Source organism: Halomonas sp. EF61 (assembly GCF_040147045.1).
Taxonomy (GTDB): domain Bacteria; phylum Pseudomonadota; class Gammaproteobacteria; order Pseudomonadales; family Halomonadaceae; genus Halomonas; species Halomonas litopenaei.
Window position 1 is genome coordinate 79,543 of the sequence record NZ_JAMSHM010000002.1, and the last position, 18,536, is coordinate 98,078.

Annotated in this window: 15 protein-coding genes; 4 read left to right on the plus strand and 11 right to left on the minus strand. The window is 66.1% G+C overall.

Annotated elements, in window-relative coordinates; translation table 11 throughout:
- Positions 1-129 precede the first annotated feature (129 nt).
- The gene (locus NFI08_RS09410; RefSeq protein WP_108132680.1) at positions 130-750 is read left to right on the plus strand and encodes a Maf family protein; all 621 of its coding nucleotides are present in this window, start codon (positions 130-132) and stop codon (positions 748-750) included.
- Here the strand turns inward: NFI08_RS09410 and sppA are convergent.
- The 4 genes from sppA to NFI08_RS09430 form a co-directional block, all read right to left on the minus strand.
- Entirely contained in the window at positions 738-1,997 is a 1,260-nt protein-coding gene (sppA, locus tag NFI08_RS09415; protein WP_349588927.1) for a signal peptide peptidase SppA, read from the minus strand. The genes NFI08_RS09410 and sppA overlap by 13 nt on opposite strands.
- 68 nt (positions 1,998-2,065) lie before the next feature.
- Positions 2,066-2,710, minus strand: a complete 645-nt coding sequence (locus NFI08_RS09420) for an HAD-IA family hydrolase (protein ID WP_108447678.1) — start codon at positions 2,708-2,710, stop codon at positions 2,066-2,068.
- A gap of 158 nt (positions 2,711-2,868) precedes the next feature.
- Positions 2,869-4,095 carry a bifunctional alpha/beta hydrolase/OsmC family protein gene (locus tag NFI08_RS09425; protein WP_349588932.1) on the minus strand — a complete coding sequence of 409 codons (1,227 nt, stop codon included), beginning with the start codon at positions 4,093-4,095 and terminating at the stop codon, positions 2,869-2,871.
- 232 nt (positions 4,096-4,327) lie between these two features.
- Entirely contained in the window at positions 4,328-5,275 is a 948-nt protein-coding gene (locus tag NFI08_RS09430; protein WP_045993400.1) for an RluA family pseudouridine synthase, read from the minus strand.
- A gap of 569 nt (positions 5,276-5,844) precedes the next feature.
- On the opposite strand from NFI08_RS09430, the gene rne reads away from it, so the two are divergent.
- Together rne and NFI08_RS09440 are read left to right on the plus strand one after the other, a co-directional pair.
- A complete protein-coding gene (gene rne, locus NFI08_RS09435; RefSeq protein ID WP_349588936.1) occupies positions 5,845-9,414 on the plus strand; it encodes a ribonuclease E in 3,570 nt (1,189 codons plus the stop codon).
- Positions 9,415-9,519: 105 nt separating this feature from the next.
- Positions 9,520-9,642, plus strand: coding sequence for a hypothetical protein (locus tag NFI08_RS09440; protein WP_349588939.1), 123 nt, complete (start codon positions 9,520-9,522; stop codon positions 9,640-9,642).
- A 138-nt stretch (positions 9,643-9,780) separates the two neighbouring features.
- On the opposite strand, the gene murB is transcribed toward NFI08_RS09440, so the two are convergent.
- The 7 genes from murB to NFI08_RS09475 form a co-directional block, all read right to left on the minus strand.
- On the minus strand, positions 9,781-10,752 hold the full coding sequence (murB, locus tag NFI08_RS09445) for a UDP-N-acetylmuramate dehydrogenase (RefSeq protein ID WP_240184122.1): 972 nt from the start codon (positions 10,750-10,752) through the stop codon (positions 9,781-9,783).
- A 26-nt stretch (positions 10,753-10,778) separates the two neighbouring features.
- The gene (locus NFI08_RS09450) at positions 10,779-11,249 is read right to left on the minus strand and encodes a low molecular weight protein-tyrosine-phosphatase (RefSeq protein ID WP_124804364.1); all 471 of its coding nucleotides are present in this window, start codon (positions 11,247-11,249) and stop codon (positions 10,779-10,781) included.
- 23 nt (positions 11,250-11,272) lie between these two features.
- Positions 11,273-12,052 carry a 3-deoxy-manno-octulosonate cytidylyltransferase gene (gene kdsB / locus NFI08_RS09455; RefSeq protein ID WP_108132673.1) on the minus strand — a complete coding sequence of 260 codons (780 nt, stop codon included), beginning with the start codon at positions 12,050-12,052 and terminating at the stop codon, positions 11,273-11,275.
- Positions 12,053-12,066: 14 nt separating this feature from the next.
- On the minus strand, positions 12,067-12,288 hold the full coding sequence (locus NFI08_RS09460; protein WP_108132807.1) for a Trm112 family protein: 222 nt from the start codon (positions 12,286-12,288) through the stop codon (positions 12,067-12,069).
- 41 nt (positions 12,289-12,329) lie between these two features.
- Positions 12,330-13,382: a tetraacyldisaccharide 4'-kinase gene (gene lpxK / locus NFI08_RS09465; RefSeq protein ID WP_124804363.1), complete on the minus strand. Its 1,053-nt coding sequence runs from the start codon at positions 13,380-13,382 to the stop codon at positions 12,330-12,332.
- Entirely contained in the window at positions 13,383-15,119 is a 1,737-nt protein-coding gene (gene msbA / locus NFI08_RS09470; protein ID WP_045993428.1) for a lipid A export permease/ATP-binding protein MsbA, read from the minus strand. It abuts the gene before it with no gap.
- Between the two features lie 146 nt (positions 15,120-15,265).
- The gene (locus NFI08_RS09475; RefSeq protein WP_349588945.1) at positions 15,266-17,707 is read right to left on the minus strand and encodes a DNA internalization-related competence protein ComEC/Rec2; all 2,442 of its coding nucleotides are present in this window, start codon (positions 17,705-17,707) and stop codon (positions 15,266-15,268) included.
- A 152-nt stretch (positions 17,708-17,859) separates the two neighbouring features.
- On the opposite strand from NFI08_RS09475, the gene NFI08_RS09480 reads away from it, so the two are divergent.
- Positions 17,860-18,393, plus strand: coding sequence for a DUF2062 domain-containing protein (locus tag NFI08_RS09480; protein ID WP_045993394.1), 534 nt, complete (start codon positions 17,860-17,862; stop codon positions 18,391-18,393).
- Positions 18,394-18,536: the final 143 nt, after the last annotated feature.

The following is an 18,536-nucleotide window of genomic DNA, read 5'->3' on the forward strand; positions in this document are numbered from 1 at the left end:
CGTTCCGCCCCTGTCAAAGCCCTGTGCTCAATAGGTTACCATGTCCCGGGATCCGCTCGAACCCGACGAGCACAACCTGCCCATAGCGGGCCTCCCCGACACGACTCCACACATTGCAAGGAAGGACGCATGACCCCACTGGTGCTTGCCTCCAGCTCACCCTGGCGCCGCGAACTGCTTGAACGGCTGGGCCTGCCCTTCTCCTGGGCGAGCCCGGACATCGACGAGACCCGCGGCACGGACGAGACGCCCACATCATTGGTGCAGCGGCTGTCGCTGACCAAGGCCGAAGCGCTGGCCGACGCCTACTCGCGCCACCTGATCATCGGCTCCGACCAGGTAGCCCTGTTCGACGACCAGATCCTGGGCAAGCCCCACACCCAGGAGCGCGCCTGCGCACAACTGCGAGCCTTCTCGGGGCAACGGGTGCGTTTTGTCACCGGACTGGCGCTGCTCGACACCGCCGAGCATCGCCATTGGGTCGGCTACCAGCACTATGACGTGGTCTTTCGCCGTCTCACCGACACCGAGATCAGCACCTACGTCGCCCGCGAGCAGCCGCTTCAGTGCGCTGGCAGCTTTCGCATGGAGGGTCTCGGCATCACCCTGTTCGAGCGCCTGGAGGGTGACGACCCGAACAGTCTGATCGGCCTCCCTCTGATTCTGCTGTGCCGGTGGCTGCGCGAGGCTGGCGCCGACCCCCTGGCGGCATCCGCCACCGATGTCGCGAACGGCGATCAGGGCAACTGATAACGCACCGGCGATGACGCCTGCGGCAGCCCCATCCACTGGGCCACGCCCACACCGAAGCGCCGAGCCAGGCGGTCGAAGGGGTCCTGGGATGGGGTGTAGTCCTTGATTCGTGGCTGGTCGAGCCATTCATAGGCCTCTTCGTCCAGGGTACCCAGGCGATCCACCAGGCCCAGCTCCAGCGCCTGCTCTCCGGTCCAGATCAGGCCGCTGAAGATCCGGGGATCATCGGCCAGACGATCACCGCGCCCTGCCTTGACCGCATCGATGAACTGCTGATGGGTCGTATCCAGCACCTCTTGCCAGAACGCCTGCTGTTCGGGACGCATCTCGGAGAAGGGATCGAGAAAGGCCTTGTTGTCGCCTGCGGTGAAGACGCGCCGCTCCACACCCAGGTCATCGATGGCCCCCTCCAGCCCGAAGCCGGCGTAGATGACGCCGATAGAGCCGACCAGACTGGACGGCGCAGCGACAATCTCGTCCGCCGCAGACGCCATGTAATAGGCGCCGCTGGCCCCCAGGTCCTCGACCACCGCGACGATCGGCTTGTCGCCGCGCTCGCGCAGGGCCATCACCGCCTTGTAGACCCGCTGGGACTGCACCGGACTGCCGCCCGGACTGTTGATATGCAATACCACCGCGGCGCTGCTGGGCGACTCCCAGGCGGCTTCGATACCTTCGATCAGGCGCTCGGCATTGGCCGGCGACTCGCTATCGATCACACCGTCGACCTTGACCACCCCAAGATGCCTGGCCTGCTCTCGCTCATCGCCAGGCACCATCAGCAGTGCAAAGCCCACCAGCGCCGCCACTCCCAGCAGCAGCGCCAGCCAGGCGAAACGAAAGAACAGCTTCCAGCGCCGACTGCGCCGCTGCTCGACCAGTACGCTCTGGATCCAGCGGTCCATGCTCTCGATCTGGGCAAGGCGCTGGCGCTCCCGCAATACTTCGGCGCTGTCGCCGGACGATTCAGCCGGCCCGCTGCCGCCGGGTTCAGCCGGCCCGCTGCCGCCGGACGATCCAGCCGGCCCGCTGCCGCCGTGCTCAGCCGGCCCGCTGCCGCCGGACGATTCAGCCGGCCCGCTGCCGCCGGACGATCCAACCGGCCCGTTGCCGCCGGGTTCAGCCGGCCCGCTGCCGCCGCTCTTGTCCGGCCCACTACCGCCGGCTGCCGCAGCCGCTCCCTTGCCGCTGGAAGACGACATCTCCCCCTGGGTCCAGGGGTCATCCTTGGGGGTATCCGACATCCCACCACTCCTTGCAAGCCTGGCGACAACCAGGAATAGAAAACGATTTGCCAGACGATCGACGCGATCTAGCCAGCCAGGTGATCCAGCACCTGATCGAAGCGATCCGCCACCAACAGCGGCTCACTGCGCGACAGCCGCTGCACATCGTGCACACCATACGAGACAGCGATGCGCGGCATGCCGATGGCACGCGCCATTTCCATATCGTACTCGGTATCGCCGATCATGACGGCGCGGGAGGCGTCGACGCCGCACTCTTCGAGCAGCTCGACCAGCATCAGGGGATCCGGCTTGGAACGCGTCTCGTCGGCGGTACGACTGGCACGAAAGAAGCGACCGGTGTCGCTCTGGCGGAAGATACGATCGAGCCCGCGACGGCTCTTGCCGGTGGCCACGGCCAGCGCCGAGGTCGAGGATAGCGAGGCCAGACCCGCCTCGACGCCGGGATAGAAGGTGACCGGGGTGGCATCACCCTCGACGAAGTGCCAGGCATAGCGTGCCTTCAAACGCTCGGCCTGCTCCGGCTGGATACCCGGACACAGTGTGGCGATGGCTTCCGGCAGGCCGAGACCGATGATATCGCGAATCTCGCCCTCCCCCAGCTCGCCCCACTCGGCCTCGCGGCCAGCCGCCTGCATGCAGGATACGATCCGGGCGATGGAATCCATCAGGGTGCCATCCCAGTCAAAGATGGTCAGGTCATAGCGCAAGAGACAACTCCTCGAGAGACGACGGCGTCCACGCCATCGCCCATGGATAAATGCCTCTTCCCCGATGATGGGTCACTCAAGCACGCAGACCGGCTCGGCGCAGCACCAGAGAACCAGACGCCACGACTAACAGTGACAGCGGCCTGCGCCCGTCAGGACTAGTCTGCCAGCCGAGTCACCACCCTAGCCTTGCCCTCCAGCGTCAGATGCACCGGACACAGGTCAGCGATGGCCAAGAGCTTGTCGCGGGCCTCCTGGTCGAGATCCCCCGTCAGGAAAAGGACACGTTCGAAGTGGTCGATTTTGCCACTGGTCGCCTCGCACTCGCCACAATCCTTGGCGTGAATCTTGTCATGGGAGACGTCCACGGTGACATCATCGAGCGGAAGCTTCTTGCGCCTGGCGTAGCTGCGCACGGTCATCGCCGTGCAGGAGCCGAGCGCCGCCGCCAGCAACTGGTACGGCGTAAAACCGAGATTGGTCCCACCGTAGGAAAGCGGCTCGTCGGCCAGCAGGTGGTGCGCCCCCGCGACCACATCCTGACGAAAGCCTGCAGGATCGGCTTCGGATACTCGGGTGACGCCTTCAGGCGCTCCCGCGGGGGGCTTCGGCGCCTCCAGGCCCAGATAGCGCGACGCCCAGCCGACGATGACCTCGGCGGCGTACTCGGCGTCCTGGGGCCGGGTCAGCAGATGATCGGCGTCATCCAGCGAAACAAAGCTTCTGGGATGACGGGCGGCGGTGAAGATGGCCGAGGCGTTTTCGATCTCCACCGTTTCGTCGTTGGGCGCGTGCAGCACCAGCAGCGGACGCCCCAGGTTCTCGATGCGCTCGTGCTGACGCTGACTCTGGAGATCCTCGATAAAGGCCTTGCGGATGGTAAAGGGACGACCCGCCAGGACCAGCTCGGCCTCCCCTTCGCGTTCGATGACGTCGAGGTTCGAGCCGAAGTTATGCACCACATGAGCCGGGGCGTAAGGCGCCCCGACGGTGGCCACCGCCTTGACCCCGGGCAGTCGCTCGGCGGCGGCGATCACCGCCGCGCCGCCCAGCGAATGACCGACCAGCAGAGACGGCGACAGCCCACGCCCCTCGAGATGCTTGGCGGCGGCCACCAGGTCATCGACGTTGGAGCTGAAATGGGTATTGGCGAACTCACCCTCGGAATGACCAAGACCGGTGAAATCGAAGCGCAATACCGCCACGCCCCGCGACACCAGTCGTGCGGCGATACGCTTGGCGGCGAGGATATCCTTGGTACAGGTAAAGCAATGGGCGAAGATCGCCACCGCCTGGGGCTCACCCACCTCCGGCCGGTCGAACCTCGCCGCCAGCTGGTTGCCGTCGTGACCGGGAAACTGTTCTCTTTCGCTGATGACACGCATGACCGTCCTACCCTCCGAAGACTCATGGGCGCATCGCCGGCACAAACCGCCGATGCCTTACCTGAATCCTTGGCCGAGGACGATCGTTTGGCAACCTGGCTCGCCTGCCCGGCGCGGGCTCACCACGTCCGCCAGACACAGCGATTCACCCACACTTGCTCATTTAGCGCACTGTAATTTCAGTCTTTCTTGCCACAAGGCGGGCACCAGGCAAGGCCGCCGGCGACATCTTTCACTGTCGCCGCCGAGCCTTGTCGAGCACAGTTTCCAGGGCATCGTCGAGGGGAGCGCGAATCTGCACCGGCCGCTGACTGGTCGGCTCGGGGAAGGTCAGCGAGGCAGCATGCAGAAACAGGCGATCCAGCCCCAGTTCGCGCCCAAGGCGAGCGCCCTCTCGGGTACCGTACTTGTCGTCGCCCAACAGCACGTGTCCGGCGTGGGCAGCGTGGACGCGAATCTGATGGGTACGCCCGGTGATCGGCTCCGCCTCCACCAGGGTTGCACCGGCAAAGGTCTCACGCACACCAAAGCGGGTCCGAGCCACCTTGCCCTGCGGATCGACCCTGACTCGACGCTCGCCGTTGCCGGCGTCGTAGCGATCCAGGCGGGCACTGACGAAATCCCGACGGGCTGGCCAGCGGCCTGCCACCAGCGCCAGATACTGCTTGTTCATCTTGTGCTGCTTGAGCGACTGGTTCAGCGCAAGCAGCGCCGGCCGGGACTTGGCCAGCAGCAGACACCCTGAAGTATCCCGATCCAGCCGATGCACCAGCTCCAGGAAGTCCAGGTCCTCGCGCACCTGCCGCAGCGCCTCGATCAGTCCGATCTTGACACCACTGCCGCCGTGCACCGCCAGTCCCGACGGCTTGTTCAAGACCATCCAGTCAGGCCCTTCCAGCAGCACGCTGCCGGCCAGCAGATTACGCAGATTATCGCTGACCTCGCGCACTGCCTCCTGCGGTGCCAGCTTGAGCGGGGGAATACGCACCAGATCGCCAAGCGCCAGACGGGTATCCGCCTTGACCCGCTTCTTGTTCACGCGCACCTCACCCTTGCGCACGATGCGATACACCAGCGAACGGGGGGCGCCCTTGAGGCGACTCATCAGAAAATTGTCGACGCGCTGGCCGACCTGGCCTTCGGTCACTTCCACCCACTGCACTTCACGCCCTTCGGCCACGCTGTCACCCCACTCGAAACCCGCAATAAAGCGCCATTCTAGCGCAGCTTGTCGCCAATTGCTGACCCCTGGCATTGCTGTTATATTGCTTGTTCGCTCCCCGGGTCCGATTGACCCCTGCAAGCGCCTGCACGACTAGACACGCAGGCCCGAGCGAAACGTGACTGACACAGCGTTTGCCACAGAGGCCGCGACGACCCACAGAGGTCCCGCCGCCGATGTCAAGTGACAACACCGAGCCCGGCGCGCTCCACCCCAGCTGGATACCTTTCCGAAGGGGTGGGCCGTCGCCGGGAGACGTACAACACCGTGCCGGAGGCCGGCAGCGGTGAATCGATGAATGCCAGGTGTTGGCGGTGACGGCAGGACCGGATGGGCAAGGCCCCACCGAGACACGTCCTCCCTCCGCCCCGTACTCAACATGATCATGCCGTGACGTTCCTGATGAAGTAACGTCGCGGCCGGGCGCAGCTTCCGCGACATGCGCTGAGCACAAGCACGCTGCACCAACGGTTCACCCTTGCCGTTGCCCATGGGCGCCCTCCGGCGCGCCCATATTGCGAGACAACATGAAACGGATGCTCATCAACGCGACCCAGCCCGAAGAGCTGCGTGTCGCCCTGGTGGATGGACAACGCCTGTACGACCTGGACATCGAATCCGGTGCCAGGGAACAGAAAAAAGCCAATATCTATCGCGGCAAGATCACCCGCGTGGAACCCTCCCTCGAAGCCGCCTTTGTCGATTTCGGCGCCGAACGCCACGGTTTTCTGCCCCTCAAGGAAATTGCTCGCGAGTACTTCGTCAAGGAGCCTTCCGGCCGCCCCAGCATCAAGGAAGTACTGAAGGAAGGTCAGGAAGTCATCGTTCAGGTCGACAAGGAAGAGCGTGGCAACAAGGGCGCCGCCCTGACCACCTTTGTCAGCCTGGCCGGCCGCTTCCTGGTGCTGATGCCCAACAACGCCCGCGCAGGCGGCATCTCGCGTCGCATCGAGGGCGAGGAACGCGCCCAGCTGAAGGAAGCCATGGGCCAGCTCAGCGTGCCCGACAAGATGGGCCTGATCGTGCGCACCGCCGGTATCGGTCGGTCGCCCGAAGAGCTGCAGTGGGACCTCGACTATCTGGTACAGGTGTGGGAATCCATCACCGAGGAAGCCGGCAAGCGCGCCGCCCCCTTCCTGATCTACCGCGAGTCCAATGTCATCATTCGCGCCATGCGCGACTACCTGCGCCAGGATATCGGCGAGGTACTGATCGACAGCCCCGAGGTGCACCAGGAGGCGCTGGCCTTCATTCGCCAGGTGATGCCGTCCTACCAGCAGAAGATCAAGCTTTACGCCGACGAGGTGCCGCTGTTCTCGCGCTTCCAGATCGAGTCGCAGATCGAGACCGCCTACGAGCGTGAAGTGAAGCTGCCCTCCGGCGGCTCCATCGTGATCGACCACACCGAGGCACTGGTGTCCATCGACATCAACTCGGCGCGAGCGACACGCGGCAGTGACATCGAAGAGACCGCGCTGCAGACCAATCTGGAGGCGGCCGACGAGATCGCTCGCCAGTTGCGCCTGCGTGACATCGGCGGCCTGGTGGTCATCGACTTCATCGACATGGGGCCAGCACGCAACCAGCGCGAGGTCGAAAACCGCGCTCGCGATGCCCTCAAGCTCGACCGCGCCCGGGTACAGATCGGCCGTATTTCGCGCTTTGGCCTGATGGAAATGTCGCGTCAGCGTCTGCGTCCGTCCCTCGGCGAAACCAGCGGCGTGGTATGCCCCCGCTGTGACGGCCAGGGCACCATCCGTGACGTGCGTTCGCTCTCGCTGTCGGTCATGCGCCTGATCGAAGAAGAGGCCATGAAGGAGCGCAGCGCTCAGATCCGCGCCATCCTGCCGGTGCCTGTCGCTACCTATCTGCTTAACGAGAAGCGCGCCATCCTGGCCGATATCGAGCGTCGCCAAGGCGTCCGCGTGGTCATCCTGCCAAGCCCGGACATGGACACCCCCCACTACGACGTCCAGCGTCTGCGCGACGACCACGTCGACGAGGAAGGCACCGCCAACGCCTCCAGTTTCGAGCTGTCCACCGACACCGAGGTCGGCAAGGAGCCCGACGCCGCCTTCGGCAAGCCGGTGCAACGCGCCGAAGCCGCGGTCAAGAGCGTGGTCCACAACGCTCCTGCCCCCGCTTCCTTGAGCCAGGAAGAGGCCGCCAGCGAGGACAAGCCCGCACAGCCGAGTCGCCAGCCCAGCGCTCAGGGCGCTCAATCTGGTCGCCAGGCCTCGTCGTCCAGCCGCAGGCAGAGCAGCCCTCAGGCTAATCGCCAGCCAGGCCGTCAGAGCCCCGCAGAGTCTCGTCAGGCGGTTCAGAACGCCGGCCTGTTCGGTCGACTGGTCAAGGGCTTCGCTCGCTTCCTCGGCGGCGAGGAAGAAACCAGTAACGGCGCCGCGAGCGGCAGCCAAGGCTCGTGCAGCACTCGCACTCAGTCCTCGAGTCGCGACGACAATGCTCAGCGCGGCGCCCAACAGCGCAGCGACAACGGCCAGCAGCGCGGTAGCGACACGCGCCAGCGCAATCGCCGTGGTGGCAGCCAGAACGGCCAGCGTCAGAGCAGCAACAGATCCAACCGTAGCGATGGCAACAGCCAGGACCGTCGCCAGCAGGATCGCCGCCAGCCGGCCGCTAAGAGCGACGGCCGCAGCGAGACTCGAAACGACGCACGCACCGACAGCAAGGCAGACACTCGAGCCGACAGAAATGACGGCAACGACAACCGCCAGCGCTCTCGCCGTGACGACAATCGTCAGCAGGACAACCGCCAGGCTGAAGGACGTCAGCAAGAGGGTCGTCAGCAGGAGGGTCGTCAACAGGAAAGCCGCCAGCCGGATAGCCGCAAGAGCGACGACAACAAGTCGCCCCGTTCGGCCAGCCGCGGTGAAACGCAGCAGGCAGATGCTGCCAGCAGCGATGCTGCCAAGGACAGCAAGCCCAAGCGCACCCGCAACAATCCGCGCAACCGCAGCCGCAAGCACGCCATCAACCCCGAGGCGCTGAAAGAGCAGCAACGCCTGCAGGCGGAAGCGGCCGCGGCTCAGGAAGCTCAGCCCGAGGCGGGCCAGGCAAGCGCTACGGAAGCTACGGCCGAACAGACCCAGCCCGAAGCAAAAGCCGAAACAAGAGCCGAAGCCAAGGCCGAAGCCCCCAAGGCTGACGCCAAGACTGACGCCAAGGCCGAGGCTCCCAAGGCTGACGACAAGCCCGTCGAGAAAGCTGCAGAGAAAGCCAAGCCAAAAGCCGAAGCCAAGGCCGAGACTTCCAAGGCTGACGACAAGGCCGACGCCAAAGCCGAAGCCCCCAAGGCGGATACCAAGCCCGTCGCCAACGCCGAGGCTCCCAAGTCGGACGACGCCAAGCCCGTAGAGAAAGACGAGCCGAAGACCGAAGCCAAGGCCGAGGCTCCCAAGGCTGACGCCCAGCCTGAAGCTGCAGCCAAGGCTCCCAAGGCTGACGCCCAGCCAGAAGCAGCAGCCAAAGCTCCCAAGGCTGACGCCCAGCCTGGAGAGAAAGCCGAAGCCAAGGCCGAGACTCCCAAGGCTGACGCGCAGCCTGCAGAGAAAGCCGTCGAGAAAGCTGCAGAGAAAGCCGTCGAGAAAGCCGAGCCGAAAGCCGAAGCCAAGGCCGAGGCCGAGGCTCCCAAGACTGAGGCCCCCAAAGCCGAGACGCCAAAGGCTGACACCAGGCCTGCTGAGAAAGCTGCAGAGAAAGCCGAGCCGAAAGCCGAAGCCAAGGCTGAAGCCCTCAAGGCCGAGACTCCCAAGGCCGAGGCTCCCAAGACTGAGGCCCCCAAGGCCGAGACGCCCAAGGCTGACGCCCAACCTGCAGAGAAAGCCGTAGCGAAAGCTGCAGAGAAAGCGGAGGCACCCAAGGCCGATACCAAGGCGGAAGAGAAAGCCGAGGCGCCCAAGGCTGACGCCAAGGCCGACGACGCCAGGACAGAAGCCAAGGCAGAAGACGACGCCTTGAGTGGCGCCACTGATGATGGCCAGGCGCCTCGCCGCCGTCGCCGTCGCCGGGCCCACAACGACCCGCGCGAGCGTCGCAAGCTCGAGGCCGAAAAGGCAAGTGACGGCCACAACAGCTGATCACTCGCCGGAAAGCAAAACGCACGCGGCCCAAAACGCGGGGGCTGACACGCCCAGGCCGTGACGCCGTCCAGGTCAGCCTGACGCAAGCCGACAGACGACGCCTTGAGTGGCGCCACTGATGATGGCCAGGCGCCTCGCCGCCGTCGCCGTCGCCGGGCCCACAACGACCCGCGCGAGCGTCGCAAGCTCGAGGCCGAAAAGGCAAGTGACGGCCACAACAGCTGATCACTCGCCGCAATGTCGACCGCCGAGGCGTGCCGGTTCGTTTTCATTTATGCGCTTTCGATAGTCACACAGCGCCTTCGGCGCCGGCCAAGTCAGGTGCTGGCCAAGTCAGGTGCTACTAATCAGGCCAGAAGCTGGTCAGGCCAGACGCGGCTCTCGTTCGAGCGTCACACCGAAGCGTTCGGCGACCCGCGCGGACACCTGGTCGGCGAACGCCAGCAATTCCGTGGCATTGCCGCCACCGTGGTGCACCAGCACCAGCGCCTGACGATCATGGACGCCAAAGTGACCCTGTCGCCAGCCCTTGAGGCCGCACTGATCGATCAGCCACCCCGCCGCCAGCTTGACCCGTCCGTCTTCCAGTTCATAGGCCGGCATACCCGGATAGCTCTCACGCAGCGCCCCGGCACGCGCTGCCTCGACCACAGGATTCTTGAAGAAGCTGCCGGCATTGCCGAGCTGCTCTGGGTCGGGCAGCTTCTCGCGGCGCACCTGGCAGACCGCCTCGGCCACCGCCAGAGGGCCGGGGTTCTCCCCCACCCGGGACGCCAGATCGCCGTAGCCAAGCTTCGGCGCGCCGTGACGGCTGACCCTCAAGGTGAGGTCGGTGATGATGACCTTGCCGTCCCACTCCCCCTTGAAGCGGCTCTCCCGATAGCCGAAGCCACAGGCACCAGCCGGCAAGCTTTCTACCGCACCACTGTCGCGATGGACCAGGGTCACCGACTCAAGCACATCGGCCAGTTCGACCCCATAGGCACCGATGTTCTGTACCGGTGCCGCACCACAGTGCCCGGGTATCAGCGCCAGATTCTCGATGCCCCACCACCCCTTCGACGCCAGCGCCATGACCAGTCGATGCCAGTTGACCCCGGCACCGACATGCACCAGCGCATCCTGTCCGCGCCGCTCGACCCACCAGTAATCGAGCCGCGGTCGCAGCGTCATCCCCGGCAGATAGTCGGGCAGAATCAGATTGCTGCCGCCGGAGAGCAGGGTCAATCGGCGGTCTCCGACCTGCCTGATCAGGGAGGCGAGCTGATCACGACTGAAGACGTCGACGACCTCTTCGGCGACACAGGGCAGCCCCAGGGTATTGGCTCGGGTCAAGTCCTGATCGAGGCCTATGACGGGCCTCAAGAGGACGCCCCCAGACGCTGCGACAAGGTGGCCACCAGGCCATCGGCGGCACGCTCGATCATCGCGTAGACGCCATCGAAACCGCCCTCGTAGTAGGGGTCCGGCACCGCAACGCCGGGCTCCCCGGCGAACTCCATCAAGAGGCCGATATGGGCCTGGCAATTCGCCGGCGCCTGGCGCTCGAGCACGCTCAAGTTGTCGGCGTCCATCGCCAGCAGGTAGTCACATGTTTCGAAATCGGCGGCCTCGAGCTGGCGACCGCGCAGGGCCGACAGGTCGATACCCCGTTTGCGCGCGGCCTGCTGGGCGCGGGCATCCGGTGGCTCACCTACGTGCCAGGGCCCGGTGCCGCAGGAATCCAGCACCACCCGGTCCGCCAGACCGTGCTCCTCGAGTCGCTGCCTCACTACCCCCTCGGCGGTGGGCGAGCGGCAGATATTGCCCAGACATACGAACAGTACCCGCATGCTTGTCTCCTGATCGTTGGCCTTCACTGGTCCGGCGACGTCTGCTGGCCGCCGAAATGGGCGCGAACCCGCTCAAGATCCTCGGCGGTGTCCACCCCCGCCCCGGGCGTCTGCTCGGCCAGCGCCACCTGGATGGCGTGCCCATAGTGCAGCGCACGCAACTGCTCGAGCTGTTCGAGCTGTTCGATGGGAGCCGGCAGCCACTGGCTGAAGGCCCGCAGAAAGCTCGCTCGATAGGCATAGAGGCCAATATGGCGTAGCCAAGCGTCGGTGGTGAGCAGCGTCGGAGGCTCACGAAAGCCCTCCCGGTCCCAGGGCATCGGGGCGCGAGAAAAGCTCAGCGCCCTGCCCGATGCGGCCCGGGTTACCTTGACCACATTGGGGTTGAACAAGGTATCGACGTCGCCAATGGACTCGGCCAGGGTCGCGACCGAGGCGCCCTCGTCGCGCATCAGGCGCCCCGCCACCTGATCGATCAGTTCGGGCGGCAACAGCGGTTCGTCCCCCTGGACGTTGACCAGCACCGCCTCGTCCGGCAGCGCCAGGCGCTCGACCACCTCCGCCAGCCGATCGGTCCCGGTGGTATGGTCCTCGCGGGTCATCACTACCTCGGCGCCCAGCTCGAGCATCACGCTTTCGATGCGCGCATCGTCGGTGGCGATCACCACTCGGCTCGCCGAGGAGCGCCGGGCCTGATCCCAGACCCGGGCGACCATGGGTCGGCCGGCGATATCTGCCAGCGGCTTTCCGGGCAGACGACTCGAGCCGTAACGCGCCGGTATGACAACGATAAAATCCTGCATCGGCTAGCGCTCCTTCACGTCTCGTCCGTGCTGGAGGTGCCCCGCCCGGGGTTGGTCTTGAGGGTCTCGTCGACCTCCATGACCCGCGCCTCCTCGACCAGCATCACCGGGATGCCGTCACGGATCGGATAGGCCAGGCCATCGAACTGGCAGCACAGCTCGCCGGCATCGCGGTCGTAGCGCAGCTTGCCCTGGCACTGGGGGCACACCAGCATCGCCAGTAGTTCCTTGTCCATCATCGTTTCTCCTGTTGAATTTGAGCCTTCGGCGGCAGTGCTCAGTCACTCTGCCGCTGCGCGATCCCGGTATCATGAGCGACCTGCGCATCGTCGGTGCCTCGCCAGGCGGACACTCGCCGATCGAACCAGGCCACGAAGGACGCCTCGGGTCTAGCCTCGACATCCAGGGCCCAGCAATCGTCGGGAACAAAGCTTCGACACTTGACCGCATCCTTGGCGGTCATCACCACAGGTCGCTGGTCGCTGGTCGTCAGGTTGGCCGGGCTGAACCGGTGATGGTCGGAAAAGGGGGCCGGTCGATGGGCGACTCCCAGCTCCGACAGGGTGGTAAAGAAACGCTCCGGATGACCGATCCCTGCCACCGCGGTGACCGGCGTGGCGAAAGGCAGCGGCGTCAGTGGACGCCGCTCGTCGTCACCGACCCTGCGCCAGCAGGCGGGCTCCAGTTGCATGGTGAAGCCGTCGGCGGCAAGCGCGCTCGACGATTCGCCGTTGACGATCAGCGCGTCGATGCGCTCCAGCCGCTCCAGCGGTTCGCGCAGCGGCCCTGCCGGCAGGCAGCGCCCGTTGCCGAAGCCTCGCTTGGCGTCCACCACCACCACCTCGAGATCACGCCCCAGGGCATGGTGCTGAAGACCGTCGTCGGTGACGATGACGTCACAACCGGCGTCGATCAGGCACTGGGCCCCACGCGGGCGGTCCGGATCGACCACCACCGGCAGCCCGGTCTGATCGGCCAGCATTCGCGGCTCATCGCCGCTGGCCGCTACTGGTGTATCGGCGGCAAGGTGCAGCGGGTAGCCATCGGCCTTGCCACCGTAGCCCCGTGACAGAATCCCGGGGCGAAAGCCGTGTTCGGCCAGGTGCCGCCCCATCCAGGCGACCAGCGGCGACTTGCCGGTGCCGCCGAGAGTCAGGTTGCCGACCACGATGACGGGTACCGAAGCGCGCCACACCGGCTTGTCGCCACGCGCAAAGGCGTCGGCTCGCCGGCGTACCTCGCGGCGATAGAGCGCCTCCAGCGGCCGCAGGACGGCAAGCCAGGGAGCCCCACGATAGGCCGCCTCGAGCCAGCGCTGCCCAAGCCCCATCTACGCCTCCTGGAATTGCAGCTGGTGCAACGCGGCGTAGGCACCGCCATCGCGTTCCAGCAGCTCGGCGTGGGAGCCCTGCTCGATGATCTCGCCCTGCTCCATGACCAGGATGCGGTCGGCCCGTTCGATGGTCGACAGGCGGTGGGCGATGACCAGGGTGGTGCGGTCCTTGCAGACCTCTTCCAGGGCCGCCTGGATATGGCGCTCGGACTCGGTGTCCAGCGCCGAGGTCGCCTCGTCGAGGATCAGGATGGGAGCATCCTTGAAGATCGCCCGAGCGATCGCCATGCGCTGACGCTGACCACCGGAGAGCATCACGCCGTTATCTCCGACCAGCGCCTGGTAGCCGCCGGGCATGCGCTCGATGAACTCATGGGCGTGGGCGGCGCGGGCCGCTGCCTCGATGTCAGCAGGATCGGCATCGGGGACCCCGTAGGCGATGTTCTCGGCGATGGTGGCGTTGAACAGGGTGACCTGCTGGGACACCAGCGCAATCTGCTGTCGCAACGCCGTCAGCTGGTACTCCTCGATGGGGGTGCCATCGATCAGGATACGCCCGCCCGTCGGTCGGTAGAAGCGCGGCAACAGGCTGACCAGGGTCGACTTGCCGCTGCCCGAGCGGCCGACGATGGCCACCATCTCGCCCTTGCGCACGTCCAGGTCGATGCCCTTGAGCACCTCGGGCTGATCGTCTCCGTAGGCGAAGCGCACCTGTTCGAGCTGTATCCGCCCCTGCAGGCGCTCGGGCATCAGGGTTCCGGTATCGCGTTCCTCAGGCTCGTCGAGCAGCCCGAACAGTTCACTGGAGGCAGCGATACCCTTCTGGATGGTGCCGTTGATCTCGCTGAGCGAGCGAATCGGCTTGGCCATCAGCGAGGCGGCGGTGATGAAGGCCACGAATTCACCCGGCGTCATGTTGTCCATCAGCGCCGGTGACATGGCAAGCCACACCAGCAGCGCCAGCGACAGTGCCACCAGCATCTGGATGACCGGGGTGCTGGTGGCCTTGGTCAGGGCCTCCTTCAGGCTCTGGCGACGGTTGACTTCACTGGCGTCGTGGAAGCGCCCCATCTCGTATTTCTCGGCGCCGTGGGTACGCACCACGCGGTAGCCGGTCAAGGCCTCGGAGGCGACGTGGGTGACGTCCCCCATGGAGCGCTGGATGCGCTTGGAAATGCGCCGAAAGCGCTTGCTGGCGTAGCTCACCACGCCACCAATCAGCGGCGTCACGGCCATGAACAAGAGCGTCAGCATCCAGTTGGTCCACAGCAGATAGCCCAGCAGGCCGAGTACAAACAGGCCCTCCTGGAGGATTACCGTGATCGCCTTGGTGCCTGCGCCGGTCACCTGCTCCACATGGTAGGTCACCCGCGAGATCAGGTGGCCGGAAGAATGATTGTCAAAGAAGCGCCCCGGCAGGCGCAGCATATGGTTGAAGACGTCACAGCGCAGCGCGTGCACCATGTTGCGTGCAACGTTGCTCATGAAGTAGGTGCCGAGAAAGGTGCCGACACCCCTGGCGCCGAACATGCCGACGACGAACAGCGGCAGAAACAGACGAAAGGCGGCGTCGGGATTCTGGATGCCATCGATCAGGCGCTTCATCATCTCGGCCAGGGCGGTACTGGACGCCGCGTAGATGGCGTAGCCGACCACGGCGACGAGAAAGGACTTCCAGAAGGGTTTGACGTAACCAAGAAGACGCTTGTAGAGCGTCCAGCCGGAGTATTCGATCACGTTGGCTCCAGTTGCGAGGGAATCGGTCCTGTCTGGCCGCCGCGGATGGTCCAGGTGGCGATCACCAGGACCCGCACGGCCGTCTGCCGCCGACAGCGGACGCGGCGTCGCTCCTGGCCGGCCGACACACAGGGCAGTGAGATTCAGTGCCGCGATTCTACCCCATGGCAGGGGCCTTCGACACCGCCACCGGTCAGACGGGGATGGATACCCTGCGCCGCCGCTATCCCGACCTGCGACAGGAGGATGTTCACTCGCCCATCCACAGCGGTGTCCATCAGGCAACTGCCGACGCGTCGCAGGCGACGCACCACCTGGTCGGCAGGATGACCGAAGCCATTGTAGGCACCGCGGGAAATCACCGCCAGGCGGGGCGGCCTGGCCGTCACCAGGGCCTCGCCGGTGCTGTCCGCGCTGCCATGATGCCCCACCACCAGAACCGCAGGCGCCAGCGGCAAGCGCGGGATCAGGAAGCGCTCGACGCGTTTTCCCGCATCGCCGGTAAGCAACACGCTGCCACCGGCGGTACTCACCAGCAGCACGCAGGAGCGATCATTGCTGCCATGCCCGGCAACGTCGCTTGCCGTTGCGCTGCCGGCCGAGGCAGGCGGCCACAGAAAGGTGAAGTCGACACCGTCCCAGCGCCACCCCTCCCCGGCATGACAAGGGTGTCGCGGCGTGTGCGCCGACAGCGCCAGCGTCTCGCCCTCGGGGTACCACCAATGAGCCACCCGATGATCACGCACCAGGCTGGCGAGTCCTCCTGCGTGGTCCTGGTCGGCGTGGCTGATCACCACCTCGTCAAAGGCTTGCGGAGATGCCCAGATGGACGCCAGCGGCGTAAAGCCGGAGCGAAAGCGAGGACCGCTGTCGTACAGCAGTCGATGACGGGCGGTGATCAGCTCCACCATCAGCCCCTGCCCCACGTCCCAGACCATCAGCCGTACCTCGCCCGGTCCAGGCCTGCCACCGAAGGCCGGCATCATCGCCATGGCCGCAACAAGTGCCAGGAGGCTTGCTGATCGCAGCCCGGCACCCAGGCCAGGCAGCAACAGCAGCGCGCCCAGGCCCAGCAGCAGAATGCCGAGCGTCCAGCGCCCTCCTTCTCGCAGTGACTGACCGGGTGACAGTTCGGCGAACATCCGCAACGACGCCAGCATCACCTCAAGGCCCGCTTCGAACAGCCACCAGCTCGCCATCGCCGCCTCAGACGACACCGTCGACAGCACCCAGCCCAGCATCCCCAGCGGCACCAGCACCAGCGTCACCAGGGGCACCGCCAGCAGATTGGCCAAGGGGGCCAACGGCGCCACTTGACCCATCGCCAGCAGCACCAGACCCGCCATGGGTAGCGCCAGCAACAGCTGGGTACGCAATAGCGCCGCCAAGGCACCCTTGAGCCCGGACGGCACCTGCCTGCCCTGCCACATCAGGATCAGCAGGGCTACAGCACCGAAGGACAGCCAAAGCCCGGGGCGCCACAGCGCCAAAGGATCCCACAGCACGACCACCGCCCAGGCCAGTGCCCAGCCCTGCCACGGCGAAGGAGAATGCCGCCCCCCGGCCACCCAAAGGGCGATAAGGACCATCACCAGTGCCCGCAGCGCCGGCGGTTCGGCGCCGACCAGCCAGACAAAGCCGGTGGTGGCCGTTGCGGCGGCCAGCCACGGCCAACGCAAAAGCCGCCAGCGCCCCGGCTGAATCAACCGCGCCACCAGTCGCGACAGGGTCAGCGCCAGCGCCGCCACCAGGCCCACGTGCAGCCCGGACACCACCGCCAGATGGGTCGTCCCGGTGGCGTTGAGCAGCGCCCAGTCATCGGCCTCGAGCCGCTCGCCACGGCCCAGGGTCAAGGCCGCCAGCCAGCGCTGCGTCGTCTCATGCAGCGGCTGGCCATCGAGCTGTCGCAGCAACGCCCGGCGTGGGTCCTGGGGGGCGGCGGCCAAGCGTTGCGGCGGCGGTTGTGCGAGGACCGATCCGGTGGCGTGAATCCCTTCACGCCACAGCCAGCGGCGATAGTCGAAGCGCCCGGGATTCGCGAGGCCACCAGGTGGGCGCAGTCGTACATCGAACCGCCAGCGCTCACCGACGGCCATCATCGTGTGCGCTGTTGCCGACGCGGCCCCGACCTCGCCGTCCATGGGGCTATAGCGACTGACCCGTATCCCCTCGAGTCCCGAGCAGTCAGGCAGTCCGGCTTCCAGCGGACGGCAGCTCTCGACCCTCATGGTCAGACGCTGCAGGCCATCGCTCTGGCGACTTGCCAACACCCGCCCCTCGACCGTCAGCGGCACCCCGGCAAGCCCCGAGGGCAAGCGGGCCGCCTGCTGCTGCAACAGACAGCCAAGCACCCACAGCCCGGCCAGACACACCAGCAGCGCCGCCGTCCGGCGCAAGGCCAGTGATACCAGTGCCGCCGCTGTCAGCAGATTCAGGCCGAGGGCGGCCTCGGGCAGCGTCAGACCGGCGCCTCCAAGGACGCTGCCCAGGGCCAGCGCCCATGCCAGCGAGAGAGAACAGGTGCCTTGCCAGAGGCGGCCTGACGGCCGACGCATCGATCGTTGCGAGTTTTCGTCAGATTCCATCGCCCTCTCTCTGGAGCCCTGGAGGCTTGGGGCCCCGAAGCCCGACAGCCTGTCGACGGCGTCACGCATGCCCATCGTTGGCCGACGTCATGGCAAGGGCGGCGGCTTGTATGGATAATAGCCACGCATCCGCAGCCTCGAGCTGATTCGCCATGCCGCGTCGACTACTCAAGCGCTATCTGCCCTCGCCGGACGCCCTGCGCCGGCAGCGCTCGCTACGCTTCATGGCGCACCTGATCGCCGACCCCGCCCTGTGGGTGCTGACGCGCCGCAGCGTGGCCAACGCCTTCAGCGTTGGCCTGTTCAGCGCGCTGCTGCCGATCCCGTGTCAGATGGTCGTCGCCGCCCTCGGCGCCCGTGTCGGACGCTGCAATCTGCCGCTGTCGGTGGCTCTGGTGTGGATCACCAACCCGCTGACGATGCCGATCATCTTCTACGCCAACTACTGTCTCGGCGCCTGGCTGATGCAACGCCCGGCGCTGGAGGCGCCCCATCGGCTGACCACCGACTGGCTGCAGTCCCAGTTGCTGGACATCCTGCCGTCCCTGCTGATCGGCTCGCTTGTGGCGGCGATCGCCGTCGGCGGCCTGGCCAACCTGGTGATACGCCTGCTGTGGCGCTGGCAGGTGGCACGCAGCTGGAAGGCACGCGCGCGCCGGCGACGCCGCAGGACCCAGCCGCACTGAACCAACCACACTGACTCAACCGCATCGACCCAGCCACACTGCCCCAGCCGCCCTGACTCAGCCTGCGCAAAAGGCCCTGCTCGGCCCGGCGCCGTTCCCGCTGGTCTGCCGAGAAAGCCCGGACAAGCAATCCCCTACGAAAG

Coding starts and splice junctions, on each gene's coding strand:
- NFI08_RS09410 (WP_108132680.1), top strand. CDS start 130: ATGACCCCACTGGTGCTTGCCTCCAGCTCACCCTGGCGCCGCGAACTG.
- sppA (WP_349588927.1), bottom strand. CDS start 1,997: ATGTCGGATACCCCCAAGGATGACCCCTGGACCCAGGGGGAGATGTCG.
- NFI08_RS09425 (WP_349588932.1), bottom strand. CDS start 4,095: ATGCGTGTCATCAGCGAAAGAGAACAGTTTCCCGGTCACGACGGCAAC.
- rne (WP_349588936.1), top strand. CDS start 5,845: ATGAAACGGATGCTCATCAACGCGACCCAGCCCGAAGAGCTGCGTGTC.
- NFI08_RS09450 (WP_124804364.1), bottom strand. CDS start 11,249: ATGCGGGTACTGTTCGTATGTCTGGGCAATATCTGCCGCTCGCCCACC.
- kdsB (WP_108132673.1), bottom strand. CDS start 12,052: ATGCAGGATTTTATCGTTGTCATACCGGCGCGTTACGGCTCGAGTCGT.
- NFI08_RS09460 (WP_108132807.1), bottom strand. CDS start 12,288: ATGGACAAGGAACTACTGGCGATGCTGGTGTGCCCCCAGTGCCAGGGC.
- lpxK (WP_124804363.1), bottom strand. CDS start 13,382: ATGGGGCTTGGGCAGCGCTGGCTCGAGGCGGCCTATCGTGGGGCTCCC.
- NFI08_RS09475 (WP_349588945.1), bottom strand. CDS start 17,707: ATGGAATCTGACGAAAACTCGCAACGATCGATGCGTCGGCCGTCAGGC.
- NFI08_RS09480 (WP_045993394.1), top strand. CDS start 17,860: ATGCCGCGTCGACTACTCAAGCGCTATCTGCCCTCGCCGGACGCCCTG.